Below are 25437 nucleotides of genomic sequence, written 5' to 3'. Positions count from 1 at the left end.
GGGGGGCGCGGCATCCATTCCGGGGCGATGGGCCACCGGGAGAGCTCGGGTCAGCTCTCGGGGCGGTCCTCCGGGGTCCGCTCGGGCGCCGGGGCGGGCTCCGCCGCGGTGCTCTTCGCGGTGGAGATGGCCGGCGTCGCGCCGTTCGCCCCGTTCGTCAGGGCCAGCTCCTTGGGGGAGAGGACCGGCGGACGGGTGGACGGCGTACGGCGGGAGGAACCCGTCCAGGCAGGTCGCGGCGGGCGCTTGACGATCGGTGCGAAGATCTCGGCGATCTCCTCCTTGCCGAGCGTCTCCTTCTCCAGCAGCTGCAGCACGAGGTTGTCGAGGACGTCGCGGTTCTCGACGAGGATCTCCCACGCCTCGTTGTGCGCCGTCTCGATGAGCTTCTTGACCTCTTCGTCCACGAGCGCGGCGACCTCTTCCGAGTAGTCGCGCTGGTGAGACATCTCACGGCCGAGGAAGGGCTCGGTGTTGTCGCCACCGAACTTGATCGCGCCGAGACGCTCGGTCATGCCGTACTGCGTGACCATCGCGCGGGCCAGGCCCGTGGCCTTCTCGATGTCGTTGGCGGCACCCGTGGTCGGGTCGTGGAAGACGAGCTCCTCGGCCGCGCGGCCGCCCAGCATGTAGGCCAGCTGGTCCAGCATCTCGTTGCGCGTGGTCGAGTACTTGTCCTCGTCCGGCAGCACCATCGTGTAGCCGAGGGCGCGGCCTCTCGACAGGATCGTGATCTTGTGGACGGGATCGGAGTTCGGTGAGGCCGCCGCGACCAGGGCGTGTCCGCCCTCGTGGTACGCGGTGATCTTCTTCTCCTTGTCCGACATGATCCGGGTCCGCTTCTGCGGGCCCGCGACCACACGGTCGATCGCCTCGTCCAGCATGTGGTTGTCGATCAGCTTCTGGTCGCTGCGGGCCGTCAGCAGGGCGGCCTCGTTCAGGACGTTGGCCAGATCGGCACCCGTCATGCCGGGTGTACGGCGGGCCATGGCCGACAGGTCGACGTCGGGCGCGACCGGCTTGCCCTTCTGGTGGACCTTGAGGATCTCCAGACGGCCCTGCATGTCCGGGCGGTCGACGGCGATCTGCCGGTCGAAGCGGCCGGGGCGCAGCAGCGCGGGGTCGAGGATGTCGGGCCGGTTCGTCGCGGCGATGAGGATCACGCCGCCCTTGACGTCGAAGCCGTCCATCTCGACGAGGAGCTGGTTCAGGGTCTGCTCGCGCTCGTCGTGACCACCGCCGAGGCCGGCGCCGCGGTGGCGGCCGACCGCGTCGATCTCGTCGACGAAGACGATCGCCGGGGCGTTCGCCTTGGCCTGCTCGAACAGGTCACGGACTCGGGAGGCACCGACACCGACGAACATCTCGACGAAGTCGGAACCGGAGATCGAGTAGAAGGGGACGCCCGCCTCGCCCGCGACGGCACGCGCGAGCAGGGTCTTGCCGGTACCGGGAGGCCCGTAGAGCAGGACGCCCTTGGGGATCTTGGCTCCGACGGCCTGGAACTTGGCAGGCTCCTGGAGGAACTCCTTGATCTCGTGGAGCTCCTCGACGGCCTCGTCGGACCCGGCGACGTCGGAGAAGGTGGTCTTGGGGGTGTCCTTGGTGATGAGCTTCGCCTTGGACTTCCCGAAGTTCATGACGCGGGAGCCGCCGCCCTGCATCTGGTTCATCAGGAAGAGGAACACGACCACGATCAGCACGAAGGGCAGCAGGGAGAGCAGGATGCCGACGAACGGGTTCTGCTTGGACGGCGAAACGGTGTAGCCGTCCGGGATCTGCTTGTCCTGGTACTTGTTCTGCAGCGTGTTGGCGATGTCGACGCCCTGGTCGCCGATGTAGCTCGCCTGGATCTTCGAGCTGCCCTCGACCTTCACACCGTCTTTGAGCGTGGCCTTGATGGTCTGCTCGTCACCGGTGGTCAGCTTGGCCGACTCGACCTTGTTCTGGTTGATCGCCTGGACGACCTGGCCGGTGTCCACCGTCTTGTAGCCGCCGGACGAGCCGACGACCTGCATCAACACGACCACGGCAAGGACGGCCAGCACGATCCACATGACCGGCCCACGGAAGTATCGCTTCACGTCCATCCATACGGAGCGGTGCCGCCCCGTCCCTCCTGCCATAGTGAGTTTGATAAAGACTGTTCTTCGGACGGTACCCCAGCATTGTCACCTGAAGCTGCGTGGGACGGCTGGCGATCCGCCTACGCCTGCTCCAACGGCGGGAAGTCCGCTGGGGTTCCCGATCACCGTCACGGCACTGCGGCCGGGTTCTCAGCCGCCGTACACGTGGGGCGCGAGCGTACCGACGAACGGGAGGTTGCGGTACTTCTCGGCGTAGTCGAGTCCGTATCCCACGACGAATTCGTTGGGGATGTCGAAGCCGACCCATTCCACGTCGATGGCGACCTTCGCGGCCTCGGGCTTGCGCAGCAGCGTGCACACCTTGAGGGAGGCGGGCTCGCGCGAGCCGAGGTTGGAGAGCAGCCAGGACAGGGTCAGGCCGGAGTCGATGATGTCCTCGACGATCAGGACGTGCCTGCCCTTGATGTCGGTGTCGAGGTCCTTGAGGATCCGCACCACACCGGAGGACTGGGTGCCCGCCCCGTACGAGGATACGGCCATCCAGTCCATGGTGACGGGGGTGGACAGTGCCCGCGCGAGGTCGGCCATGACCATCACCGCGCCCTTGAGGACTCCGACGATCAGCAGGTCCTTGCCCGCGTACTCCGCGTCGATCTTCGCTGCCAGCTCGGCCAGCTTGGCGTCGATCTCTTCCTTGGTGATGAGCACCTTCTCGAGGTCGGCACCCATGTCTTTCGCGTCCACCCGCATCACTTTCGGTCGTCCCACCGGCCGATCGGCCCCTCCGCCAGGCTGTGGGGAGGGGTCGTGGTTCAGCCTTGCCGAATCACCAGTCTGCCACCCTGCCGCCGGGCCACGACCTTGCCGGGGAGGTTGATGGCTCCCTGGCCGCGCCAGCCGGTGATCAGGCGGTCGACTTCCTCGATGTGGCGGGCGAACAGCGAGCCGGCGGGCGCACCGGCCGCGATGGCGGCCCGGCGCAGGATGCGGCGGCGTACGGCGGGCGGCAGGGCGTAGAGCTTGGCGCACTCCAGGAGCCCGGCGGCGTCGCGGACGGTGGGCTCGGCCTGGCCGGCCCAGGAGTCCAGGGCGTCGGCGTCGTCGCGGGAGAGCCGGGCCGTACGGGCGAGGGCCTCGACGACGCCTTTGCCGAGGGCCTTCTCCAGGGCGGGCAGACCCTCGTGGCGGAGCCGGGAGCGGGTGTAGGCCGGGTCGGCGTTGTGGGGGTCGTCCCAGACGGGCAGGGACTGGACCATGCAGGCCTTGCGGGCGGTCTGCCGGTCGAGCTCCAGGAAGGGGCGCCGGTAACGGCCGCCGGCCCCCGAGACCGCGGCCATGCCGGACAGGGAGCGGATGCCGGAGCCCCGGGCGAGCCCGAGCAGGACGGTTTCGGCCTGGTCGTCGCGGGTGTGGCCGAGCAGGACGGCGGTGGCGCCGTGGCGTTCGGCCGCGGTGTCGAGTGCGGTGTAGCGGGCGTCGCGGGCGGCGGCCTCGGGTCCGCCGGCGCGGCCGACGGTGACGGTGACGGAGTCGACCGGGTCGAGGCCCAGTTCACGCAGACGCTGGACGACTTCCGCGGCGCGCAGGTCGGAGCCGGTCTGGAGGCCGTGGTCGACGGTGACGCCTCCGGCTCTGATGCCGAGCTTGGGGGCCTCGAAGGCGAGGGCGGAGGCGAGGGCCATGGAGTCGGCGCCACCGGAGCACGCCACGAGCACGAGCGGCGGGGTGGGGGGTACGCCCGTGCTCGCGTGCGGCCGGGAGCTCGGGGGATGCTCGTGCGGGGAGGCGTGCGGGACCGCGGCGGGGGCGCGGTGGTGTTCGGTGAGGAGGTCGTGGAGGACGCGGCGGACCGCCAGGCGTATCGCCGCGACCGCAGGATGGGGACCCATGTCCGGTTCCCTTCATGAAGTTTTCGGGGGGGGGTGAGCCCGCGTGCCGGTCACGCAGAGTGTGTAGATGGTGACAGAACCGGGCCGTTCCCCGAGCATTGCACGCCTACCCCTGCCTCACGGTCCCTCGGACGGGTGATTGGAGGGGCGTTCGCCTGCCGTCGGCCGGTTTCCCTTCACGACCTTCCCGCGTAGTTCACTACTCGGCCCTGCGGTGCACCCGCGCGACCCAGTCCGCCGGTTTGGCGATCTCCGACTTGGTGGGGAGGGTGTTGGGTGAGGTCCACACGCGGTTGAAGCCGTCCATGCCGACCTCGTCGACGACGGCCCGCACGAACCGTTCGCCGTCCCGGTACTGGCGGAGCTTGGCGTCCAGGCCGAGCAGCTTGCGCAGGGCCAGGTCCAGGCGGGAGGCGCCCTTGGCGCGGCGCTGCTGGAACTTCTCGCGGATCTCCCCGACGGTCGGTACGACGTCCGGGCCGACGCCGTCCATCACGAAGTCGGCGTGCCCTTCCAGCAGGGACATCACGGCCGTGAGGCGGCCGAGGATCTCGCGCTGGGCGGGGGTCTGGACGATCTCGACGAGGGAGCGGCCGCCGTCGTCCTCCTCGGCCTCGGGGCGGCCCCCGGCGAGGCTCTGGGCGGCTTCCCGGACGCGTTCCAGGACGGTCACGGGGTCGACGTCGGTCTCCTGGAGGAACGACTGGATCTCACCCTCCAGGTGGTCCCGCAGCCAGGGCACGGCGGTGAACTGGGTGCGGTGCGTCTCCTCGTGGAGGCAGACCCAGAGCCGGAAGTCGTGGGGGTCTACGTCGAGTTCGCGCTCCACGTGGACGATGTTCGGGGCGACGAGCAGGAGCCTGCCGCCCCCCGGCGCGCCGGGGGAACCGCCGGAGGGGAGGTCGCCGGCGGCGGGGGCGAAGGTCTCGTACTGGCCGAGGACCCTGGAGGCCAGGAAGGACAGCAGCATGCCGAGTTCGACGCCGGTGACCTTGCCGCCGACGGCGCTCATGACCGCACCGCCGGTGGTGGTGCCGCGCCGTTCCTGCATCTTGTCGAGCAGGGGCCGCAGGATCTCCCGGAACCCGGCGACGTTCGCCCGGACCCAGCCCGGCCGGTCGACGACGAGGACGGGGGTGTCGTGCCCCTCCTCGGTGCCCAGACGGGTGAATTCCCGGACGTGTGCCTCCGAGGCCTTGGCATGCCGGCGCAGCTCCGCGACGACGGCCCGGGCCTCGTCGCGACTGACCTCGGGGCCCGGCCGTACGAGCCGGGTCGCGGTCGCGACCGCGAGATTCCAGTCGACCATGCCGGTTGAAGCACCACCGATGCTCGTCATGCGTCAACCGTACGTGAGGGCCGCCCGCTGGGGCAGGGCGGCGACGGCCGGGACCCCGTCGGCGGGCACGCCCCCGACCGGAGGACGGCGAGACGGAAGCCCCGCCGGCGGGCACGCCTCCGACCGGGGCAGGGCGGCGACGGGGCTCCGTCAGCCGGCTCGCCCCCACGCGGGGCCAAGTGCGGGCAGCCGGGGCCGGGGACGGGCCGGGCCGGGCCCGTCCGTCACCTGCAGCCGCACGCCGCCAGGGCCGTCGCGACCCGGTCCAGGGCCTGCTGGGACGCCGTCGGGCTGCCGGGGTCCGTGCCGGAGGCCATGAACGCGAAGGCCAGCAGGCGGCCGTCCTCGTCGACCAGGGTGCCCGCGAGGGTGTGGACGCCGGAGAGGGTCCCGGTCTTGGCACGGACGACGCCGGACGCCCCGTCGTGGTAGCGGGTGCTCAGGGTGCCGGTGAAGCCGGCGACGGGGAGGCCGGTGAGGGCCGGGCGCAGCTCGGGGTGGGAGGGGTCGCCCGCCTTCGCGAGCAGCGCGGTGAGGAGGCCGGGGGTCAGCCGGTCGGCGCGGTCGAGGCCGCTGCCGTCCTTGAACGCGGCTCCCTTCAGAGGGAGGCCGAGCCCCCGCAACCGGGAGCCGATCGCCCGGCCGGCTCCGGCGAAGTCGGGCCGTTCGCCCGTGGCGATCGCCGTCTGGCGGGCGAGGGCCTCGGCGATGTCGTTGTCGCTGTTGGTCAGCATGCGCTCGACGAGGGCGGAGAGCGGGGGCGAGGAGACGGACGCGAGGGTCTTGGCGCGGGTCGTGGCCTTGGACGGGCCGGGGGACGTGGTCGTGATGCCGTACGACGCCAGGAGCTCCCCGAACCGGTGGGCCGCGTCCGCCGCCGGGTCCTTCACGCGCTCGACCGGGCCTCTCACCGAGTCGTTCGTGCGGCCTTCGTCCGCCATCAGGGGGCTGACGAGGGCGAGGTTGGGGTTGTCCCCGATCGGGTGTTTTTCGTCGCCCGCGTAGAGGGTCGTGTCGTAGGAGAGGGTGACCTCGCGCACTCCCCGGTCGGCGAGCGCGGCGGCCGTACGGGCGGCCAGGGTGCGCAGGCTCGCCGGGCCCGCGGTGTTCTCCCGGGCGGTGAGGGTGGGGTCGCCGCCCCCGACCAGGACGACTTCCTTCGTGTCGGGCTCCAGCGCGGCGCGGGTGGTGAGGCGGTGGTCGGGGCCCATCGCGGACAGCGCGGCGACGGCCGTGGCGATCTTCGTCGTGGAGGCCGGGGTGAGCCCGGTGTCCGCGCCGGAGCCGAACAGCCGCCGCCCACTGGTCACGTCCAGGACCGCCGCGGCGGGCCGGGGGCCGAGGGCGGGGTCCTGGAGCAGGGGGCGCAGGGCGTCCGCGAGGGCCTTGCCCTCCGGGGCCGACTTGACGGTGCTGACGCCGCCGAGGGCGGTCAGCACGGGTCCGGCGCTGGGGGCGGGCCGGGGCCGGCCGGGGGCGCCGGGGGCGCTGCCGTGATCTGTGCCACCCGCGCGGCCCATGGCCACTGCCCGGTCCCGCTCGGCCGTACGCTGACCCGAGGAGTCCCAGGGACCGGCGGCGGTCACCACACCGGCGGTCAGTGCGAGTCCGGCGGTGGCGGCGCCCGCTGTGTACTGCCAGGTCTTGGGCCGTGCGACCTTCGCGACCTGCGGTTTCCCGGCTCGTACGAGCCGCGCGAGCCGTGGTTTCGTGGCTGCCGCGGCCCGGGCCAGGCCCGGTCGTACGGCATCCGCGAGCCGCACCACGTGCGGTTTGGCGGCCCGCCAAGGCCTCAGCTCTGGCACGACCACCAGCCCCTTTCGCGATCACACACCTGCGTGAGGGACACTTAACCACCAGAACTATGTGTTGATCATGGAGGAGCCACCGGTGGAGTTCGACGTCACGATCGAGATTCCGAAGGGTTCGCGCAACAAGTACGAGGTGGACCACGAGACCGGTCGTATCCGCCTGGACCGGCGACTCTTCACCTCGACCGCCTACCCGACCGACTACGGCTTCGTCGAGAACACCCTCGGCGAGGACGGCGACCCGCTGGACGCGCTGGTCATCCTCGACGAGCCGACGTTCCCGGGCTGCCTGATCCGCTGCCGGGCGATCGGCATGTTCCGCATGACGGACGAGGCCGGCGGCGACGACAAGCTGCTGTGCGTGCCGTCGACGGACCCGCGCGTGGAGCACCTGCGGGACATCCACCACGTGTCGGAGTTCGACCGCCTGGAGATCCAGCACTTCTTCGAGGTCTACAAGGACCTGGAGCCGGGCAAGTCGGTCGAGGGCGCCGACTGGGTGGGCCGCACCGACGCCGAGGCCGAGATCGAGCGGTCCTACAAGCGCTTCAAGGACCAGGGCGGTCACTGACCTCCTCTCCTGATGCTCACGGGCCGCACGCCTTCGTGTGCGGCCCGTTCGTCCGTCTGTGCGCATACTGAGGCTGTGGGGGGTACGAGGCTGACGTGTCGTACAGGGAGCGCCAGGCAGTGAAGGACGCGGAGGACCGCAAACCCAGGTCGGACGAGGCGAGAAGTGCGTTCGTCCCGCCGGCCGGGGCCGGGGTCGACGGGGACATGTCGACGACGTCGGAGTTCGCGATCCCGGAGGGTCTGGCCCTGCGCGGAGCGGCCGGTGCGGAGTCCGACACGACGTCGGAGTTCGCGGTGCCGCAGGGTCTGGACGTGCACCAGGCGCCGTCGGTGGAGTCCGAGGGGTCGGCTTTCACCCCGCCGAGCACGTACAGCTCCAAGCACGCCCCGTCGGCCTTCACGCCGCCGAGCGGGATCCCCGTGGTCAGCCTCACCAAGGACGTGCCCTGGCAGGACCGGATGCGCACGATGCTGCGCATGCCGGTGGCGGAGCGGCCGGCGCCGGAACCGAGCCAGCGCAGCACGGACGAGGCGGGCCCCGCGGTGCCGCGCGTGCTCGACCTGACGCTGCGTATCGGCGAGTTGCTGCTGGCGGGCGGTGAGGGCGCCGAGGACGTGGAGGCGGCGATGTTCGCCGTCTGCCGGTCGTACGGTCTTGACCGTTGCGAGCCCAACGTCACCTTCACGCTGCTGGCGATCTCCTACCAGCCGTCCCTGGTCGACGACCCGGTCACGGCGTCGCGGACCGTGCGCCGCCGGGGCACGGACTACACGCGGCTGGCGGCCGTGTACCAGCTGGTGGACGACCTCAGCGACGACGAGACGGCGGTCTCCCTGGAGGAGGCCTACCGGCGGCTGGCGGAGATCCGCCGTAACCGGCACCCCTATCCGGGCTGGGCGCTGACCGGGGCGAGCGGGCTGCTGGCCGGTGCGGCCTCCGTGCTGGTGGGCGGCGACATGATCGTGTTCGTCGCCGCGGCGCTGGGCGCGATGCTCGGTGACCGGCTGGCGTGGCTGTGCGCGGGGCGCGGGCTGCCGGAGTTCTACCAGTTCACGGTCGCCGCGATGCCGCCGGCCGCGATCGGGGTCGCGCTGACGATCGGCCATGTGGACGTGAAGGCCTCCGCGGTCATCACCGGTGGGCTGTTCGCGCTGCTGCCCGGGCGGGCGCTGGTGGCGGGGGTGCAGGACGGGCTGACCGGTTTCTACATCACCGCGTCCGCGCGGCTGCTGGAGGTCATGTACTTCTTCGTCGGCATCGTCGCGGGTGTGCTGCTGGTGCTGTACTTCGGCGTGCAGCTGGGCGCGCGGCTCAACCCCGACCAGGCGCTCGGTGCCTCCGACGACCCGGTGATGATGATCGGGGCGTCGATGCTGCTGTCCCTGGCGTTCGCGGTGCTGCTCCAGCAGGAACGATCCACCGTGATCTGGGTGACGCTGAACGGCGGTGTCGCGTGGGTCGTCTACGGCGCGATGCACCTCGTGGGGGACATCTCGCCGGTGGCGTCCACGGCGGCGGCCGCGGGGCTGGTGGGGCTGTTCGGGCAGTTGCTGTCCCGGTATCAGTTCGCCTCAGCCCTGCCCTACACGACGGCGGCGATCGGGCCCCTGCTGCCGGGTTCCGCGACGTACTTCGGACTGCTGGCGATCGCCCAGAACGAGGTGGACGAGGGGCTGGTGTCGCTGTCGAAGGCGGTGGCGCTCGCCATGGCCATCGCCATCGGGGTGAACCTCGGGTCGGAGATCTCCCGGATGTTCCTGCGCATCGGGTCCGCGGACAAGCGGCGGGCCGCCAAGCGCACCAGGGGTTTCTAGCCCCGAGAAGGTCGGGGCCCGGGGGTACGCCGGCGGCCGCGGGCCGGTGGGGGTGTTCGCGCAGGTCCCCGCGCCCCCAGGACAGTCGGCTCAGTAGCCGTTGCCGTAAGGCCCCTGCTGCGTGCCGTACGGCTGCTGGTGACCGCCCTGCTGCTGGTGACCGCCCTGTTGCTGGTGGCCGTAGCCCGGGGCAGGCTGCTGGTGGCCGCCCTGCTGCTGCCCGTAGCCCGGGCTCTGCGGGTACTGGCCGTAGTACTGCTGGTCGTTGTAGCCGTTCTGGTTGCCGTAGGGCTGCTGCTGCGGCTGCTGGTGGGGCGGCTGGTCGTCGGGGGTGATGCGGCGGAGCTGGGTCGTCGCGTCGTCCATGGCGGGGGGCTGCTGCCGGTGCTGCTCGGGGGCCTCGCCCGCCGCGCGCTTCTTCTTCGAGCGGTCGCGCAGGTACTCGATGATGATCGGGACGACGGAGAGCACGACGATCAGGACGAGGATCGCCTCGACGTTCTTCTTGATGAAGCCGATCTGGCCGAGCCAGTAGCCCGCGAGGGTGACGCCGGTGCCCCAGGCCACGCCGCCGATGACGTTGTACGTGAGGAACGTGCGGTACTTCATGCGGCCGGCGCCGGCCACGATGGGGGCGAAGGTGCGCACGATGGGGACGAAGCGGGCCAGGACGATCGCCTTGGGGCCGTACTTCTCCATGAACTCGTGGGCCTTGTCCAGGTTCTCCTGCTTGAAGAGCTTGGAGTTGGGGCGGTTGAAGAGCTTCGGGCCCAGGAACTTGCCGATCATGTAGCCCACTTGGTCGCCGAGGACGGCGGCGAGCACGATCAGGGCGCAGACCAGCCACAGCGGCTGGGTGATGTAGGTGCCCTCGGCCACGAAGAGACCGGCCGTGAACAGCAGGGAGTCGCCCGGCAGGAACGCGAAGAGCCCGGACTCCGCGAAGACGATGAGCAGGATGCCGGGCAGGCTGAACGTCGAGATCAGGTAGTCCGGGCTGAGCCACTCGGGGCCGAGCGCAAGCGTGGTCACGGGGATGTGGCTCCTGCTGCAGTGGGGTACGGGCGGGGGCTGGCTGCCTCAAAGTATCAACGCAGCCGTCATGGCCCAGGTTCCATGGGCGTACTCAGGATGCACTGTGGGCGGGCCCGGACAAAGCTGTGGACCATGGGCATCGATGAGTACGGCGGCGGACAGGGCCCGGATCCCGAGGTTCTCGTCGTCACGACGAACGAGGTACCCGGCTACCACGTGCGGGAGGTGATCGGCGAGGTCTTCGGCCTGACCGTGCGCTCCCGGCACGTGGGGAGCCAGATCGGCGCCGGGCTGAAGTCGATGGTCGGCGGCGAGCTGCGCGGGCTCACGAAGACGCTGGTGCAGACCCGCAACCAGGCCATGGAGCGGCTGGTCGAACAGGCACGCTCGCGTGGCGCCAACGGCATCCTGGCCTTCCGCTTCGACGTGACGGAGGCGGCGGACGTCGGCACCGAGGTGTGCGCGTACGGCACGGCGGTGGTCCTGACCCGGGAGTAGCCGCCCGGGTCAGGACCTCTCACGCGTGGTGGCGGGCGGCGTTCGCGACGATCGCGTCCCTCAGGTGTTCGGCGAGGCCCGGGCGCATGGAGTCGTAGAACGCCTTGAAGCGCTCGTCGGCGACGTACATCTCGCCGAGACCCTGGTGCATCTCGTACGAGCACTCGTAGAACCATCCGCAGATGTGCTGCCGGTGCTCCTCGGCCATGTCCATGGCCGCTTCGCCGGTCGGGGACTCGCCTGCGGTCATCAGGGCGTCGTAGCGCTCGCCCCAGTCGGCCACCTCGGCCTGCATGCGCTTCCAGTCCTCCTTGGTGTAGTGCGCGGCGCGGCGCTGTGACTCGGCGTACGCCTCGGTGCCGCCCCAGCGCTGCTCCGCCTCCTCGGCGTACTGCTCCGGGTCCTTGTCGCCGAACACCTCGAACTTCTCCTCGGGCGTCAGGTTGATTCCCATCGTGCGTGCCTCCATGGCGTGCTCCACGGCCGCCGCCATCTTCCGCAGCTTCTCGATCCGGGCGGTCAGCAGTTCGTGCTGGCGGCGCAGGTGCGCGCGCGGGTCCGCTTCCGGGTCGTCGAGCAGGGCGGCGACCTCGTCGAGCGGGAAGCCGAGTTCCCGGTAGAACAGGATCTGCTGCAGCCGGTCGAGGTCGGCGTCGCTGTAGCGCCGGTGGCCCGCGTGGCTGCGTTCGCTCGGCACGAGCAGGCCGATGTCGTCGTAGTGGTGCAGCGTGCGCACCGTGACACCGGCGAAGCCCGCGACCTGTCCCACGGCGTAGCTCACTTCCGCGCCCTCCTTCCGCTTCTTCCGTGCTCCACGGTCGGGCCTCACGCCACGTGAGGTGCAAGCGTGTTGCCCACTTATCCTGTTTGTACGGTTTGATCCGTTTATCGTGTGCCCGTGGTCCAGGACTCCGAAGACCAGGCACCCGCCGTCCATGCGTCGACGCCCGCCCGCGCCCTGCTGCCGTCGATCGTGCCCGCCGTCGTCGTGGGCGTGATCTCCAGCCTGATCCTGGTGGGGGTGGAGGTCGCGGCCGAGCAGCTGCAGGACGTGCTGTGGGAGACCGTGCCGGACGCGCTCGGCATCGGCCGGTACTCGGTGGCGTGGATGTTCGCCGTGCTCACCGCGACCGGCGTCGCGGTCGGGCTGGTGGTGTGGAAGGTACCGGGACACGCCGGCCCGGATCCGGCGACCGTCGGGCTGGACGCTCCCGTGCTGCCGCCCGTCGTGCTGCCGGGGCTGGTGCTGGTGACCGCGCTCATGCTGGCCGGCGGGCCCAGCCTGGGCCCCGAGAACCCGATCATCACCGTGAACGTGGGCCTCGCGGTCTGGCTGGGTGGCCGGTTCATCCCCCGGGCGCCGGGGCGGATCTGGCCGGCACTCGCGGAGGCGGCGACCATCGGCGCCCTGTTCGGCACCCCGGTGGCGGCCGCCCTGGCGATCTCCGAGCTGCTGGCCCGCCGGGAGACCCGCGGCATGCTGTGGGACAACCTCTTCGCGCCGCTGACCGCCGCGGCCGCCGGTTCCCTGACCGTTACCCTCCTCGACCACCCGAGCTTCGCCCTGAACCTGCCGTCCTTCGGCCGGGCGGGCTGGTCCGACCTGCTGGCGTCGATCGTGGTCGCCTCGGTGGGCGCGCTGCTCGCCCTGTGCGCCGTTCGGGCCTTCCCGTACGTCCACGCGGCGTTCCGGCGGCTGGGGCACCCGATGCTGACGCTCCCGGCGGGCGGGCTCGTGCTCGGCGCTCTCGCGGCCCTGGGCGGTCATCTGACGCTGTTCAAGGGGCTCGACGAGATCGCCACGCTGGCGCACGACCCGGACGGCTGGTCGGCCGGGGAGTTCGCCGTCATGACGGTGGTGAAGCTGGCCGCCCTGGTCGTCGCCGCGTCCTGCGGTTTCCGGGGCGGGCGGATCTTTCCCGCCGTGTTCGTCGGCACCACCCTCGGCCTGTGCGCGCACGCGCTGGTGTCCGGGGTGCACCCCTCGGTGGGGGTGTCCGCCGGGGTGCTCGGAGTGCTGCTGGCCATCACGCGGCAGGGCTGGCTCAGCCTGTTCGTGGCCGCGGTGCTGGTCGCCGAGCCCGGGATCATCGCCCTGCTCTGCATCGCCTCGCTGCCCGCCTGGCTGCTGGTCACGGGCCGGCCTCAGATGCAGCTGCGCAAGGACGGCACCTCGGTCCGCTGAGCTCCTGTCGAAATCTCTCTCCCCCCCGCAGAACTCACCCCTGGAGGCACCCATGCCGCTCCACGAAGGCCCCCGCCGAGCCGCCGAGAGCCGCCTGTCCGTCAACCCCTTCTACGGGCCCGCCAACCCGCTCGGCGACATGGCCGAGGCCCCGCCCACCCACCGGCTCCCGGGCCAGCCCATCGCACCGGCGACCGCCCACCAGCTGGTGCGCGACGAACTGATGCTCGACGGCAACGCCCGGCTGAACCTCGCCACCTTCGTCACCACCTGGATGGAGCCGGAGGCCGGGCTGCTGATGGCGGAGTGCCGGGACAAGAACATGATCGACAAGGACGAGTACCCGCGCACCGCCGAGCTGGAGCGGCGCTGTGTGGCGATGCTCGCGGACCTGTGGAACGCGCCCGACCCGTCGACCGCCGTGGGATGTTCGACGACCGGGTCGAGCGAGGCGTGCATGCTCGCCGGGATGGCGCTGAAGCGGCGCTGGGCGAAACGCAACGCCGACCGCTACCCCGGCGCCCGGCCCAACCTCGTCATGGGCGTGAACGTGCAGGTCTGCTGGGAGAAGTTCTGCAACTTCTGGGAGGTGGAGGCCCGTCTGGTGCCCATGGAGGGCGAGCGGTTCCACCTGGACCCGCAGGCCGCTGCCGAGCTGTGCGACGAGAACACCATCGGGGTCGTGGGCATCCTCGGCTCCACCTTCGACGGGTCCTACGAGCCGATCGCGGACCTGTGCGCGGCGCTGGACGCGCTGCAGGAGCGGACCGGGCACGACGTCCCCGTGCACGTCGACGGGGCGTCCGGGGCCATGGTCGCGCCGTTCCTCGACGAGGACCTGGTGTGGGACTTCCGGCTGCCGAGGGTGGCGTCGATCAACACCTCGGGGCACAAGTACGGGCTGGTCTACCCGGGCGTCGGCTGGGCGCTGTGGCGGGACGCGGAGGCCCTGCCGGAGGAGCTGGTGTTCCGGGTGAACTACCTGGGCGGCGACATGCCGACGTTCGCGCTGAACTTCTCCCGCCCGGGCGCGCAGGTCGTGGCGCAGTACTACACGTTCCTGCGACTGGGCCGGGACGGCTACCGGGCCGTCCAGCAGGCCGCGCGGGACGTGGCCACGGGGCTGGCCGGGCGGGTCGAGGCGCTCGGCGACTTCCGGCTGCTGACCCGGGGCGACGAACTGCCGGTGTTCGCCTTCACGACCGCCCCGGACGTGAAGGCGTACGACGTCTTCGACGTGTCCCGGCGGCTGCGCGAGCACGGCTGGCTGGTGCCCGCGTACACCTTCCCGGAGAACCGTCAGGACCTGTCCGTGCTGCGGGTGGTGTGCCGCAACGGTTTCTCCGCCGACCTCGCCGACCTGCTCGCGCAGGACCTGGAGCGGCTGCTGCCGGACCTGCGGCGGCAGCCGCGCCCGCTGACCGAGGACAGGGGCGCGGCGACGAGCTTCCACCACTAGAGGGATCCCGCCGGAACCGCGCGGGAACCGCCTAGCGGCTCAGCCGCGCGAACCTGCGTACCGCCAGCGGGAAGAACACCGCCAGCAGGGCCAGGGGCCAGACGACCGCGGCCCAGGCGTGCCCGGACTCGGTGCCGGGCACGCCGAACAGGTGCCGTACGGCCGTGGCCGTGTGGGACATGGGGTTCCATTCGACGACCGTGCCCAGCCAGCCGGGCATGGAGCCGGGTGCGGCCAGCGCGTTGGAGAGGAAGCCGACCGGCCAGACCAGGATCTGCACGGCCTGGACCATCTCCGGCTTCCCCGCCACCAGTGCCAGGTGGATGCCGATCCACAGCATGGCGAACCGGAACAGGAGCAGCAGGCCCACCGCCCCGAGGAGCGCGGTCGGGCCGCCGCCGGGACGCCAGCCGAGCGCGGCGCCCACGCCGATCAGCACGACCAGGGCCAGCGCCGACTGGAGCATGTCGGATGCCGAACGGCCCACCAGTACCGCCCCGTTGGCCATGGGCATCGAGCGGAAGCGGTCGATCACGCCCTTGTTCAGGTCCTGCGTGACGGCGAGCATCGTGCCCTCCAGGCCGAAGGCCATGGTGAGCGCGAGCATGCCGGGGATCAGGTAGTCGCGGTACTCGCCGCTCACCCCGCGGCCGCCGCCGACGAGGTAGCCGAACATCAGCAGCAGCATCACCGGGAAGACCAGGTTGACGACGACCTGGACCGGCTGCCGCCCCCAGCGGGCGAGTTCCCGGCGGGTCATGGTCCAGGAGTCGGTCAGGGCGTAGGCGGTCACGCGGCCTCCTTCACTCGGCGGTCGTCCCCGGTGAGGTGCAGGAACACCTCGTCCAGCGTCGGGCGGCGCAGCGCGACGTCCTCCGCCTCGATCCCGGCCTCCCGAAGGGCCCGTACGACGCCGGAGAGTGCCTCCATGCGGTCGGTGACCGGGGCGCTCAGCAGCCGGCGGTCGGTGTCGACGCTGATCCCCGTCAGCGGCAGGAGCGCGACCGCGGCACCCAGTTGGCCGGCGTCGCGCAGGACCACGTCGATGCGGTCGCCCCCCGTCTCGGCCTTCAGCTCGTCCGCCGTGCCCTCGGCGATGACCCGGCCGGCGTCGACGACCGAGATGCGGTCGGCGAGCTGGTCGGCCTCCTCCAGGTACTGGGTGGTGAGCAGGACCGTCGTGCCGCCGCCGACCAGCGAGCGGACGGACGACCACACCTCGGCGCGGCCGCGTGGGTCCAGACCGGTGGTGGGCTCGTCCAGGAACAGCACCTCCGGCTCGGTGATCAGGGACGCGGCGAGGTCCAGGCGGCGCCGCATGCCGCCGCTGTACTGCCGCACCGCCTTGCGGCCGGTGTCGGCCAGGCCGAAACGCTCCAGGAGTTCGTCCGCACGCGCGCGTGCCCGCCGCGTGCCCAGATGGTGCAGCCGGCCGAACAGCTCCAGGTTCTGCCGTCCGCCGAGCTCCTCGTCGAGCGCGGCGTGCTGGCCGAGCAGGCCGATGCGCAGCCGCACGGCGTAGGCCTCGCGCACCACGTCGTGCCCTGCCACCTCGATCCGGCCCGCGTCGGGCCGCAGCAGCGTGGACAGGACCCTCACCAGGGTGGTCTTGCCCGCGCCGTTCGGGCCGAGCACCCCGTGCACCGTGCCGCGCGCGACCGTGAGGCCGAGCCCGTTCAGCGCCTTCTTGCCGCCGTACGTCTTCTCCGCGCCTTCGACGATGATCGCCGTGTCGGCCACCGAGCCTCCCTCTTTAGTCAAACTTGACTACATGCTCGAAGGTAACCCCGTCGAGGCCAGTCGTCAAACTTGATTAGTGAGCATCTCCGGGATGCGGCTCCCCCGTCGCGTAGGGGTTCTCCACATCGTCGGCCAGGATGCCGACGAACGGGTCGCCCTCGTCGGCGAAGGTGTAGGCGCCGCCCTCGATGCGCTCGATGAGACCGCGGGTCCACTCGCCCTCGGAGTCGGCCGTGTGGACCCACATGTTCATGATCTCGCCGATGTGCCCGAGCTGTTCGGGCCCCTCCTCGGGCACGTAGTGCTCCAGGACGGAGGCCCGCCACTGCTCGATCCGCAGGGTCCGCTCCTTCAGCAGCGCCACCGCCTCCGCCCGCGGCAGATCGACGACGAAGCCGACGGCGGCCGTCTTCACGTCCCCCCGCTGGTCGTAGGTGACCAGCGCGTCCCGCAGCAGCCTGAAGTACTCCTCGGTGCCCTGCCCGGTGATCTCGTACTCCGTACGCGGCGGGCCGCCCGCCGTGGACGGGGCGATCTCGTGCGCGTGCAGCAGCCCCTGCTTCGCCATCTGCTTCAGGGCGTGGTAGATCGAGCCGGGCTTGGCGTTGGACCACTCGTGCGCGCCCCAGTACTCCAGGTCGTTGCGCACCTGGTAGCCGTGGGCGCGGCCGTGCATACGGACCGCGCCGAGCACGAGGAGGCGGATCGCTGACATGCGGTCCAGGTTAGGACGCGGCCGCCGCCCGCTGTTCCTCGGCCACCAGCTCGAAGGCGGTCCTGCCGTCCAGGGACTCGCGGATGATGTCGGCGTGACCGGCGTGCCGGGCCGTCTCACGGATGAGGTGGAGGCAGAGCCAGCGGTGGGAGACCCGGCCGTCCGGCGGGAACCAGGGCTGCGCCGGCAGCGCGAAGGTGTCGTCGAGACTCGGAACCGAGCGGATGCAGGCCTCCGTCTCTGCGGCGACCTTCTCCCAGTAGGCCAGCTGCGACGCGACGGTCTCGCCCTCGACCAGCTGGAAGCACTCGTGCCAGTTGGTCCGGTCCCGCACCACCGCAGGCGGCTCGCCCTTGGCCAGGGAGACCCACATCTGCTCGACCTCGGCGACGTGCTTGACCAGCCCGGCCAGGGACAGCTCACTGGCGCTGGGGCGGGAGCCCGCCTGCTCGTCCGTCAGCCCGAGCACCGCCCGGCGGACGCCGCCGCGCTGCTCGGCGATGAAGGACAGGAGCGCTCCGCGCTCGTCGCCGTGTGCCTCCGCCGGAACGTGGGTGACCATGACCGCCGCCTTTCGTCGGGCCCGGGGGCCTCTCCCCCTGACACCGACCAAGCTACGGGCCCTTGCGGTCAGGTTCCGTCCGCAAGGGCCCGCGCGCCGGCAACTCGAAAGATGAGGGCTCTAGAACGGGAACCCGCTCCGGCCGTGCTGCACCGAGATCCACTTGGTCGTGGTGAACGAGTCGAGCATCGTGTCGCCGTTGAGCCGGCCGATGCCCGAGTGCTTCTCACCGCCGAAGGGGACGATCGGCTCGTCGTGCACGGTGCCGTCGTTCACGTGGAACATGCCCGTGTCGATCCGCTTGGCGAACGCCACACCCCGCTCGACGTCCCCGGTGTGGACGGCACCGCTCAGGCCGTACGGCGTGTCGTTGACGAGCCGTACGGCCTCCTCCTCGCCGTCGAACGGGACCAGGAAGGCGACCGGGCCGAAGACCTCCTGCCGGAGCAGCGCCGAGTCGGCGGGGAGGCCGGTCAGCACCGACGGCTCGACGAGGTTGTCGGTCCGCCCACCGCGCACCAGGGCCGTGGCGCCCTCGGCGAGGGCCTGCTCGACCACGCCGGAGACGGCGTCCGCCTGGGAGGAGTTGATGACCGGGCCGATGACGGTCTCCGGGTCGCGCGGGTCGCCCGTCCTGAGGGTCTTGACCTTGGCCACGAACTTCTCGGTGAACTCGTCCGCGACCGACCGGTCCACGAGGACCCGGTTGGCGGCCATGCAGACCTGGCCCTGATGGACGTACCGGCTGAAGACCGCCGCGTCGACCGCGTAGTCGATGTCGGCGTCGTCGAGGACCACCAGCGCGCTGTTGCCGCCCAGTTCGAGCACGGAGCGCTTGAACAGCCGGGCGCAGACGGTCGCCACGTGCCGGCCGACCGCGTCGGAGCCGGTGAAGGAGATGACCTTGGGGACCGGGTGCTCGATGAAGGCGTCGCCGATCTCCGCGATGTCGGTGATGACGACGTTCAGCAGCCCGCCGGGCAGCCCCGCGTCCTCGAAGAGCTTCGCGACCAGGGAGCCGCCGACGATCGGCGTGTTCTGGTGCGGCTTGAGCACCACGGCGTTGCCGAGCGCGAGCGCCGGGGCGACCGACTTGATCGACAGCAGGAACGGGAAGTTGAAGGGGCTGATCACACCCACGACGCCGACCGGCACGCGGTAGACGCGGTTCTCCTTGCCGTCCACCGGCGAGGGGATGATCCGGCCCTCGGGGGCCAGCGCCAGATGGACCGCCTCGCGCAGGAACTCCTTGGCGAGGTGCAGCTCGAAGGCCGCCTTCAGGCGTGTGCCGCCGAGCTCGGCGATGATGGCCTCGGAGATCTCGGCCTCGCGCTCCTCGATCAGGCGCAGCGCCTTCTCGAAGACCGCCCGGCGGGCGTAGGGGTTGGTCGCGGCCCACTGCTTCTGGGCGCGGGCCGCCGCCCGGTACGCCTGATCGACCTCGTCGGCCGTGGCTATGGTGATCGACGCCAGCTTCTCGTCGTCGTACGGGTTGAAGTCGATGATGTCCCAGGAACCGGTGCCCGGGCGCCACTCACCGTCGATGTACTGCTGTGCGAGGTCGGTGAAGCAGGACGACGACATGTGTGATCCCTCGATCCCTGGAAGATCTCCGATCGCGCCTTCACGATCTGATCACACGTCATCGTACTGATGTTTCAGGCGAGTTGGAGGAGTACTTCAGGAGAGCTGGAGGAGGCCCCGCAGAAGGTCCCGGCTCTCCGACGGGCCCGGGCTGTCGCTCTGGAGCTCTTTGAGCGCCTTCTCGTACTGGGCGACGTCCTCGGCCTTGTCCAGGTACAGCGCGCTGGTGAGCTGCTCCAGGTAGACGACGTCCGACAGGTCGGACTCGGGGAAGCTGAGGATCGTGAACGCGCCACTTTCGCCGGAGTGGCCGCCGAGGCTGAACGGCACCACCTGGAGCCGGACGTTGGGCCGCTCGGAGATCTCGATGAGGTGCTGGAGCTGGCCCCGCATCACCTCGCGGTCGCCGTACGGGCGGCGCAGGGCGGCCTCGTCCAGGATGATGTGGAAGTCGGGCGCGCGCTCGTCGAAGAGGTACTTCTGCCGCTCCAGCCGCAGCGCCACGCGGCGTTCGACGTCGGCCTCGCTCGCGCCCTGCATGCCCCGGCGGACCACCGCGTGGGCGTACGCCTCGGTCTGCAGCAGTCCGTGCACGAACTGCACCTCGTACGCCCGGATCAGCGAGGCGGCGCCCTCCAGGCCGACGTAGGTCGGGAACCAGCTGGGCAGCACGTCCGAGTAACTGTGCCACCACCCGGCGACGTTGGCCTCTTTGGCCAGGGACAGCAGGGAGGAGCGCTCCTGCTCGTCGGTGATGCCGTACAGGGTCAGCAGGTCCTCGACGTCTCTGGTCTTGAAGCTCACCCGGCCCAGCTCCATCCGGCTGATCTTCGACTCGGAGGCGCGGATCGAATAGCCCGCCGCCTCGCGCGTGATGCCCCGCGCCTCACGCAGTCGCCTGAGTTGTGATCCGAGCAGCATGCGCCGCACCACCGATCCCGGCTCTCCCGCGCTCACGTTCGCCAGCCTCCCCAACGTCTTCAGGGGCCGCAGTCTGCCACTAAAACACTCCGAGCAGTACTCGTCCGGTTACGGAAACGGAATCGAGTCGGTCGACGCTCGCGCGCGGGAGCAAGAAGAAGGCAAGTGAACGGCCAAAGAGCGACGCGAAGATGACGGAAAAATTTCCCAACAACCGGTACGGGACATCTCATTCCGGTCACGTGCACGTGCATCTGCCCTTGCATCTGCTGTACGCATCCGAAACCATGGTCCCGCACCACCGCCGCATCGCACCGACCGCGAATTCCCGGGAGTGCCTCGCATGGGGACGAATGGATCGACCATGCTCGAGCCGTTACGGCAGGGCCTTCCGCCGCTGGATCCCGCGGCCGTGTCCGACGCCGCTTCCTGCGCCCTTCCCGCCCGCTACGAAGCGGTCCGCGAGGCGCGGCGGTTCACCCGCCGGACCCTCGACCAGTGGGACATGGGCGAGCGGTTCGACGACGTCTGCCTGGTGGTCTCGGAACTCGTCACCAACGCGCTGCGGCACGGCCTGCCCACGGGCAACGCGTGTACCGGCGACCGCGAACCCCCTGTGCGCCTGCACCTGATGCGGTGGTCCGAGCGGCTGGTGTGCGCGGTACGCGATCCCAGCCACGACAGTCCGGTCGCCCGGGAGACCGACGACTTCTCGGCCGAGTCGGGCCGCGGGCTTTTCCTCGTCGACTCCTTCAGCGACAGCTGGGGCTGGCACCCGCTCGCGGGCGCGCTCGACGGCAAGGTGGTCTGGGCGCTGTTCCGGCTGCCGCACGCCGGTCCACACCCCGGCGGGGAATGAGAGACCGCGGCGCATTCTCGCGCCGCAATTCTACGCGCGTCACCGCGCACCGAGGGCACTTCGCCCCGATTTCACCGGGGCCGACGGAGCCTCAGCCGCCGACCAGATGGTCGAACTCGCCGTCCTTCACGCCGAGCAGCATCGCCTCGATCTCGGCACGGGTGTAGACCAGCGCGGGGCCGTCGGGAAAGCGCGAGTTGCGTACGGCCACATCACCGCCCGGCAGCCGGGCGAACTCCACGCACGAGCCCTGCGAGTTGCTGTGCCGGCTCTTCTGCCAGGCCACACCGCGCAGTCCGGCGGCCGCCATACCGTTGTACACGTCGTGGTCCACAGGTCGCTCCCCGGTGGTGCACTGGCTGGTGTGGCCATTGGTGCAGTGGTCAACTGACCCGGATCATAGCCCTGTTCATGTGCAGATGCATGGGCAGATGCACGTGCACGCGGGGTGGTTCCACGGTTACAGCTTTGACGACCGCTTGACCGAAGCTCTCGACTGTTTGACGGCTCGCCCCCGCCTCTCGTTCCCCGCGGCCTGCGCGGAAGTGGCCCGGTTCGGGGAGGTCCGGTGGAGGCGGAGCATCCGCTCGGCGGCGGGCCGAGGCGACGGCGCGGCGGCCGTACCGGAGAAGCGGGAGCTGAGACGCACGGCTGTGCGAAGGGCGTTCGGCCGGCCGACCCGCATCCGGAAGGCGGCCGTGGCCTGCGAGGACGGGGAGAAATGGGCCGGTCGCAGGAGACCGGTGTCGTGCTGGTGGCCGGTGCCCGGCTCGGACCATCGCCGGACACCCGCTCGGCTTGCGGCTCCCGCCGGCCTGCGCACCCCGCGCCCCGGCACGGCTCACGGGAATGCCGCCGCGCGGCCGGTCCGACCGGCGTCCGGCCCGGTCCCGGCCACCCGCCACGTGTCGTCGCGCCGGACGGTCGGCGGCGGCCCCCTGCCCGGCCGTGGGACGGGCAAAGGGTTCCCCACCCGTCAAGCGTGGGGAACCTCACCCGGGCCGGACGGGCTCGGCGTCAGCGGGCGGTGTACGGCAGGAGTGCCATCTCGCGGGCGTTCTTGACGGCCCTGGCCAGCTGCCGTTGCTGCTGGGACGACACCCGGGTGACGCGGCGGCTGCGGATCTTGCCGCGGTCGGAGATGAACTTCCGCAGCAGGTCGGTGTCCTTGTAGTCGATGTACGTGATCCCGGCCTGGTCCAGGGGGTTGGGCCGGTCCTTGGCGGGCTTGCGGTCGGGCTTGCGGGGCATGGCGGGTCAGACCTCCAGGAGGGTGTCGAAGGCGTGCGGCAGGCGCTGCCAGGCGTCGGGGCCGGCGGCGTACTCGGCGTCGGTCAGCAGGCAGGACTCCAGCAGCCGTTCCAGGCCGTCCCGGTCGAGGCCGGGCGAGGTGAAGACCAGGTGCTGGCCGCGGTCCCCGTGCTCGGGGTGCCAGTCCAGCGCGGCGGCGGCACGGCGCACCGGCGGGACCATCTCCCAGGCCGCGTCCGGCAGGGACGCCAGCCACGGGCCCGTGCTCTCCACGCACAGGGCCCCGCCCGCCGCGTCCCAGTGGAAGAGCGTGTCGGGCTTGTCGGCGAGCCAGAACCGGCCCCGGCTGCGGGCGGCCGCGCAGGTCAGGTCCTCCAGCGCGGCGTACAGCCGCTCCGGGTGGAAGGGGCGGCGCCGGTGCCACACCAGGGTGGAGACGCCGTGCGCGTCGGCCTCGGCGGGGAGCAGCGCGCAGGCCGGGTGCTGGGCGGCGGCGGCCGCCTCGACGTCGAATCCGGCCAGGGCGGCCTCGGCCAGCGGGGAGAGCGGACCCCTGCGCGGGGTCGGCACGGTCAGGCCGTCGTCGGCCCGGTCCGCGAGGGCTTCCTGCCCGACCGGTGCCCGGCGGGCCGTCGGGTGCAGTTGCGCGAGCAGCTCGTGGTCCTCGTCGTCGGCCTCCGGCGAGTCGGCGACGGCGAGGACCGGGGCGTACTCCAGCTGGCGCGCGAAAGTGTCGGCGACCGTGCGCCGGTCGGTCGCGGCGGCGGCGAGACCGGCGTCGGCGAGGTCGTCGCCGTTGCCGAGGTACGGCAGGACCAGGGCCGGGTCGACGGCCGTGATCACGCCGGTGACGGTGAGCCCGCCCGCCGTGACGACCTCGGCCATGGCCTTGGGCTCGACGGAGTCCCACAGTTCGACGACGGCCAGCCGGGTGGATCCGGCGTCCCGCAGCCGCTCCAGCTCGGGCACCAGGTCCTCGCGCAGGGCGCAGCACGCGCAGTCGTTGACGAGCGGCGCCTCCCCGGCGTCGAGGACACCGGAGGCGTCCCGGACGGTCCGTACGACCGTGCCCGTGGCGGCCGTCGCCAGGTCGTGGTGGAGGACGACACCGCCGGGCACGTCGGCGAGCAGCCGCGCGACGGCCGCTCTGCGGGCGTCGGCGTGCAGCCCTGCGACGATCACGACCGGGAGCCGAGGGGGGACGGTCACGCGATCAGCCCTTCTTTCCGTACCGGCGCTCGAAGCGCTCGACGCGGCCTGCGGTGTCCAGGACGCGGGCGGTGCCGGTGTAGAAGGGGTGGCTGACGTCGGAGATCTCGACGTCGACGACCGGGTAGGTGTTGCCGTCCTCCCACTCGATCGTCTTCTCGCCCGCCGTGGCGGAGAGGGTCGAGCGGGTGAGGAAGGCGTAGTTCGCGGCACGGTCGCGGAAGACGACGGGCCCGTACTCCGGGTGGATTCCCTGGCGCATGCTCAGCGCTCCTCTCGGAAGTCGACGTGACGACCGGCGACCGGATCGAACTTGCGCAGGGTCATGCGGTCCGGGTCGTTGCGGCGGTTCTTGCGGGTCACGTAGGTGAAGCCGGTCCCGGCGGTGGACCGGAGCTTGATGACCGGACGGAGTTCGTTGCGTGCCATGCCGCTATGATACTGAAAATGAAATCCATTTCCACAACTTGAGGCAGAGAGGTACGTCACCACCCATGTCCGCGCACTGCATGCTGACCGGCACACAGCCCGGCTTCGGCAACCGCATCTCCCACTCCCACCGGCGCACGCCGCGCCGGTTCGACCCCAACATCCAGTCCAAGCGCTACTGGCTGCCGAGCGAGGGCCGGTACGTCCGGCTCCGGCTCAGCACCAAGGGCATCAAGACCGTCGACACGATCGGGATCGAGGCGGCCGTCGCCCGGATCCGCGCCCGGGGAGTGAGGATCTGATGGCGAAGAAGAGCAAGATCGCGAAGAACGACAGGCGGCAGGAGGTCGTCGCGCGGTACGCCGCCCGGCGGGCCGAGCTGAAGGAGATCATCCGGCGGCCGTCGTCGACGCAGGCCGAACGGCTCGCCGCGCAGGCGGAGCTGCGCAGGCAGCCGCGCGACGCGAGTGCCACGCGCGTACGCAACCGCGACCAGGTGGACGGCCGGCCGCGCGGCTACTTCCGCGCGTTCGGGCTGTCCCGGGTGGGTCTGCGGGAGCAGGCGCACGCGGGACATCTGCCCGGCGTGCGCAAGTCGTCCTGGTAAGAGGTGGTCATGGGGCTCTCGGCGGGCCCTGGCAGTTTGTTGCGGTCGCTCCGGGGGCTCTTGACGGGCCCTGGTAGCTTGCTGCGATCGTTCCGGCCACGGGGCCGGCCGGTGCCGTCCGGGCCGGTCGGCCCGGTTACAGCTTGGGGGCTTGCAGTGACTTCGGTGATCTTCCCGCGCCGCTCCGGCGCCGTGCGCGTCGCCGCGGCGGCCGCGGGGCTGGCGGGCGCGCTCGTGCTGAGCGCGTGCAGCAGCGGAGGCGACTCGGGCGACGACGCGTCCGCCGCCCCCTCCCCGTCGGCCTCGGCGTCCGCCCCGGCGGGCGCAGACTCCGGTTCCGGTTCCGGCGGGACGTCCGGCGGTGCGCTGGCGGGCAGCTGGCTCGCGACGACCGGCGGCAAGGCCGTGGCCCTGGTGATCACCGGCAAGCAGGCGGCGCTGTTCGCCACCGGCGGCAGCGTGTGCAGCGGCACCGCGGGCGAGCAGTCCGGCATGCGGATGATCCGCCTGAGGTGCACGGACGGCTCCAAGGACCGGGCGACCGGCATGGTCGACTCGGTGAACAAGAACAGCCTGAAGGTCACCTGGGAGGGCGGCCTCGGCACGGAGACGTACACGAAGGCCGAGGGCGGCAAACTGCCGACGGGGCTGCCGACGGCGAGCCTCGGCTGACACACGGGCTCCGGACGGACGGCCGCGGATCGCCGACGGGCACCGCGGCCTGTCCGGTGCCGGGAGCGCGTGGCGCGAGGGGCGTGGCGCGTGGTGCGAGGGGCGTGGAGCGTGCATTCCACGGATTACCACGCGCAGGTCCCGGAGTCCGGCGTTCGGGGGAATCGCAGGGGGTGCGTGGCCGTGCGGTGCGCGCG

Annotated in this window: 27 protein-coding genes; 9 read left to right on the top strand and 18 right to left on the bottom strand. The window is 71.3% G+C overall.

Annotation, left to right across the window (positions count from 1 at the left end; translation table 11 throughout):
• Positions 1 to 50 precede the first annotated feature (50 nt).
• The 5 genes from ftsH to dacB form a co-directional block, all read right to left on the bottom strand.
• Positions 51 to 2090 (bottom strand): ATP-dependent zinc metalloprotease FtsH, encoded by a 2040-nt coding sequence (gene ftsH / locus ACFCXS_RS33355; protein WP_344461017.1) that lies wholly within the window; start codon positions 2088 to 2090, stop codon positions 51 to 53.
• Between the two features lie 186 nt (positions 2091 to 2276).
• Positions 2277 to 2837, bottom strand: coding sequence for a hypoxanthine phosphoribosyltransferase (hpt, locus tag ACFCXS_RS33350; RefSeq protein WP_053669745.1), 561 nt, complete (start codon positions 2835 to 2837; stop codon positions 2277 to 2279).
• A 62-nt stretch (positions 2838 to 2899) separates the two neighbouring features.
• The gene (tilS, locus tag ACFCXS_RS33345; protein ID WP_376647095.1) at positions 2900 to 3976 is read right to left on the bottom strand and encodes a tRNA lysidine(34) synthetase TilS; all 1077 of its coding nucleotides are present in this window, start codon (positions 3974 to 3976) and stop codon (positions 2900 to 2902) included.
• 199 nt (positions 3977 to 4175) lie between these two features.
• Positions 4176 to 5315 carry a zinc-dependent metalloprotease gene (locus ACFCXS_RS33340; RefSeq protein WP_376647094.1) on the bottom strand — a complete coding sequence of 380 codons (1140 nt, stop codon included), beginning with the start codon at positions 5313 to 5315 and terminating at the stop codon, positions 4176 to 4178.
• 224 nt (positions 5316 to 5539) lie between these two features.
• Entirely contained in the window at positions 5540 to 7126 is a 1587-nt protein-coding gene (gene dacB / locus ACFCXS_RS33335; protein ID WP_376647093.1) for a D-alanyl-D-alanine carboxypeptidase/D-alanyl-D-alanine-endopeptidase, read from the bottom strand.
• 79 nt (positions 7127 to 7205) lie between these two features.
• Here dacB and ACFCXS_RS33330 point away from each other — a divergent pair, with 79 nt between their 5' ends.
• Together ACFCXS_RS33330 and ACFCXS_RS33325 are read left to right on the top strand one after the other, a co-directional pair.
• Entirely contained in the window at positions 7206 to 7697 is a 492-nt protein-coding gene (locus ACFCXS_RS33330; protein ID WP_007452023.1) for an inorganic diphosphatase, read from the top strand.
• 119 nt (positions 7698 to 7816) lie between these two features.
• Positions 7817 to 9514 carry a threonine/serine exporter ThrE family protein gene (locus ACFCXS_RS33325; RefSeq protein ID WP_376647154.1) on the top strand — a complete coding sequence of 566 codons (1698 nt, stop codon included), beginning with the start codon at positions 7817 to 7819 and terminating at the stop codon, positions 9512 to 9514.
• Between the two features lie 90 nt (positions 9515 to 9604).
• Here ACFCXS_RS33325 and ACFCXS_RS33320 read toward each other — a convergent pair whose 3' ends face one another.
• Positions 9605 to 10546 (bottom strand): DedA family protein, encoded by a 942-nt coding sequence (locus ACFCXS_RS33320; protein WP_376647092.1) that lies wholly within the window; start codon positions 10544 to 10546, stop codon positions 9605 to 9607.
• Between the two features lie 135 nt (positions 10547 to 10681).
• On the opposite strand from ACFCXS_RS33320, the gene ACFCXS_RS33315 reads away from it, so the two are divergent.
• Complete coding sequence (locus tag ACFCXS_RS33315) at positions 10682 to 11047, top strand: YbjQ family protein (RefSeq protein ID WP_376647091.1); 366 nt, start codon at positions 10682 to 10684, stop codon at positions 11045 to 11047.
• Positions 11048 to 11066: 19 nt separating this feature from the next.
• Here ACFCXS_RS33315 and ACFCXS_RS33310 read toward each other — a convergent pair whose 3' ends face one another.
• Positions 11067 to 11828: a MerR family transcriptional regulator gene (locus ACFCXS_RS33310; RefSeq protein ID WP_376647090.1), complete on the bottom strand. Its 762-nt coding sequence runs from the start codon at positions 11826 to 11828 to the stop codon at positions 11067 to 11069.
• A gap of 117 nt (positions 11829 to 11945) precedes the next feature.
• Here ACFCXS_RS33310 and ACFCXS_RS33305 point away from each other — a divergent pair, with 117 nt between their 5' ends.
• Entirely contained in the window at positions 11946 to 13232 is a 1287-nt protein-coding gene (locus tag ACFCXS_RS33305; protein WP_376647089.1) for an ion channel protein, read from the top strand.
• Between the two features lie 52 nt (positions 13233 to 13284).
• A complete protein-coding gene (locus ACFCXS_RS33300; protein WP_376647088.1) occupies positions 13285 to 14691 on the top strand; it encodes a glutamate decarboxylase in 1407 nt (468 codons plus the stop codon).
• Positions 14692 to 14722: 31 nt separating this feature from the next.
• Here ACFCXS_RS33300 and ACFCXS_RS33295 read toward each other — a convergent pair whose 3' ends face one another.
• From ACFCXS_RS33295 to ACFCXS_RS33270, 6 genes are all read right to left on the bottom strand, one after another.
• On the bottom strand, positions 14723 to 15484 hold the full coding sequence (locus tag ACFCXS_RS33295) for an ABC transporter permease (protein ID WP_376647087.1): 762 nt from the start codon (positions 15482 to 15484) through the stop codon (positions 14723 to 14725).
• Complete coding sequence (locus ACFCXS_RS33290; RefSeq protein WP_376647086.1) at positions 15481 to 16431, bottom strand: ATP-binding cassette domain-containing protein; 951 nt, start codon at positions 16429 to 16431, stop codon at positions 15481 to 15483. The genes ACFCXS_RS33295 and ACFCXS_RS33290 overlap by 4 nt, the downstream gene beginning before the upstream one ends.
• Positions 16432 to 16504: 73 nt before the next feature.
• Complete coding sequence (locus ACFCXS_RS33285; RefSeq protein ID WP_376647085.1) at positions 16505 to 17146, bottom strand: PadR family transcriptional regulator; 642 nt, start codon at positions 17144 to 17146, stop codon at positions 16505 to 16507.
• Between the two features lie 10 nt (positions 17147 to 17156).
• Positions 17157 to 17708 (bottom strand): DinB family protein, encoded by a 552-nt coding sequence (locus ACFCXS_RS33280; protein ID WP_376647084.1) that lies wholly within the window; start codon positions 17706 to 17708, stop codon positions 17157 to 17159.
• A 120-nt stretch (positions 17709 to 17828) separates the two neighbouring features.
• On the bottom strand, positions 17829 to 19292 hold the full coding sequence (locus tag ACFCXS_RS33275) for an aldehyde dehydrogenase family protein (protein ID WP_376647083.1): 1464 nt from the start codon (positions 19290 to 19292) through the stop codon (positions 17829 to 17831).
• A gap of 96 nt (positions 19293 to 19388) precedes the next feature.
• Positions 19389 to 20213 (bottom strand): helix-turn-helix transcriptional regulator, encoded by an 825-nt coding sequence (locus ACFCXS_RS33270; RefSeq protein WP_362244364.1) that lies wholly within the window; start codon positions 20211 to 20213, stop codon positions 19389 to 19391.
• Positions 20214 to 20556: 343 nt separating this feature from the next.
• Here ACFCXS_RS33270 and ACFCXS_RS33265 point away from each other — a divergent pair, with 343 nt between their 5' ends.
• The gene (locus tag ACFCXS_RS33265) at positions 20557 to 21072 is read left to right on the top strand and encodes an ATP-binding protein (RefSeq protein ID WP_376647082.1); all 516 of its coding nucleotides are present in this window, start codon (positions 20557 to 20559) and stop codon (positions 21070 to 21072) included.
• Positions 21073 to 21163: 91 nt separating this feature from the next.
• Here ACFCXS_RS33265 and ACFCXS_RS33260 read toward each other — a convergent pair whose 3' ends face one another.
• From ACFCXS_RS33260 to rpmG, 5 genes are all read right to left on the bottom strand, one after another.
• Positions 21164 to 21382 carry a DUF397 domain-containing protein gene (locus ACFCXS_RS33260; protein WP_050810297.1) on the bottom strand — a complete coding sequence of 73 codons (219 nt, stop codon included), beginning with the start codon at positions 21380 to 21382 and terminating at the stop codon, positions 21164 to 21166.
• A 707-nt stretch (positions 21383 to 22089) separates the two neighbouring features.
• Positions 22090 to 22323, bottom strand: a complete 234-nt coding sequence (rpsR, locus tag ACFCXS_RS33255) for a 30S ribosomal protein S18 (RefSeq protein WP_376647081.1) — start codon at positions 22321 to 22323, stop codon at positions 22090 to 22092.
• Between the two features lie 6 nt (positions 22324 to 22329).
• Complete coding sequence (locus ACFCXS_RS33250; protein ID WP_376647080.1) at positions 22330 to 23532, bottom strand: CobW family GTP-binding protein; 1203 nt, start codon at positions 23530 to 23532, stop codon at positions 22330 to 22332.
• Positions 23533 to 23536: 4 nt separating this feature from the next.
• Positions 23537 to 23794, bottom strand: a complete 258-nt coding sequence (locus ACFCXS_RS33245; protein WP_221758008.1) for a type B 50S ribosomal protein L31 — start codon at positions 23792 to 23794, stop codon at positions 23537 to 23539.
• Between the two features lie 2 nt (positions 23795 to 23796).
• Entirely contained in the window at positions 23797 to 23961 is a 165-nt protein-coding gene (gene rpmG / locus ACFCXS_RS33240; RefSeq protein ID WP_030846000.1) for a 50S ribosomal protein L33, read from the bottom strand.
• 65 nt (positions 23962 to 24026) lie between these two features.
• Between rpmG and rpmB the strand changes: the two genes are divergently transcribed.
• From rpmB to ACFCXS_RS33225, 3 genes are all read left to right on the top strand, one after another.
• Positions 24027 to 24263, top strand: coding sequence for a 50S ribosomal protein L28 (rpmB, locus tag ACFCXS_RS33235; RefSeq protein WP_344461052.1), 237 nt, complete (start codon positions 24027 to 24029; stop codon positions 24261 to 24263).
• Positions 24263 to 24568 (top strand): 30S ribosomal protein S14, encoded by a 306-nt coding sequence (gene rpsN, locus ACFCXS_RS33230; RefSeq protein WP_376647079.1) that lies wholly within the window; start codon positions 24263 to 24265, stop codon positions 24566 to 24568. The genes rpmB and rpsN overlap by 1 nt, the downstream gene beginning before the upstream one ends.
• A gap of 156 nt (positions 24569 to 24724) precedes the next feature.
• Positions 24725 to 25240 carry a hypothetical protein gene (locus ACFCXS_RS33225; RefSeq protein ID WP_376647078.1) on the top strand — a complete coding sequence of 172 codons (516 nt, stop codon included), beginning with the start codon at positions 24725 to 24727 and terminating at the stop codon, positions 25238 to 25240.
• The last annotated feature ends 197 nt before the right edge of the window (positions 25241 to 25437 follow it).

This window comes from Streptomyces sp. NPDC056373, assembly GCF_042262425.1.
Taxonomy (GTDB): domain Bacteria; phylum Actinomycetota; class Actinomycetes; order Streptomycetales; family Streptomycetaceae; genus Streptomyces.
Note: the sequence above shows the minus strand (reverse complement) of the source record. Positions and strands in the feature narration are given on the sequence as shown.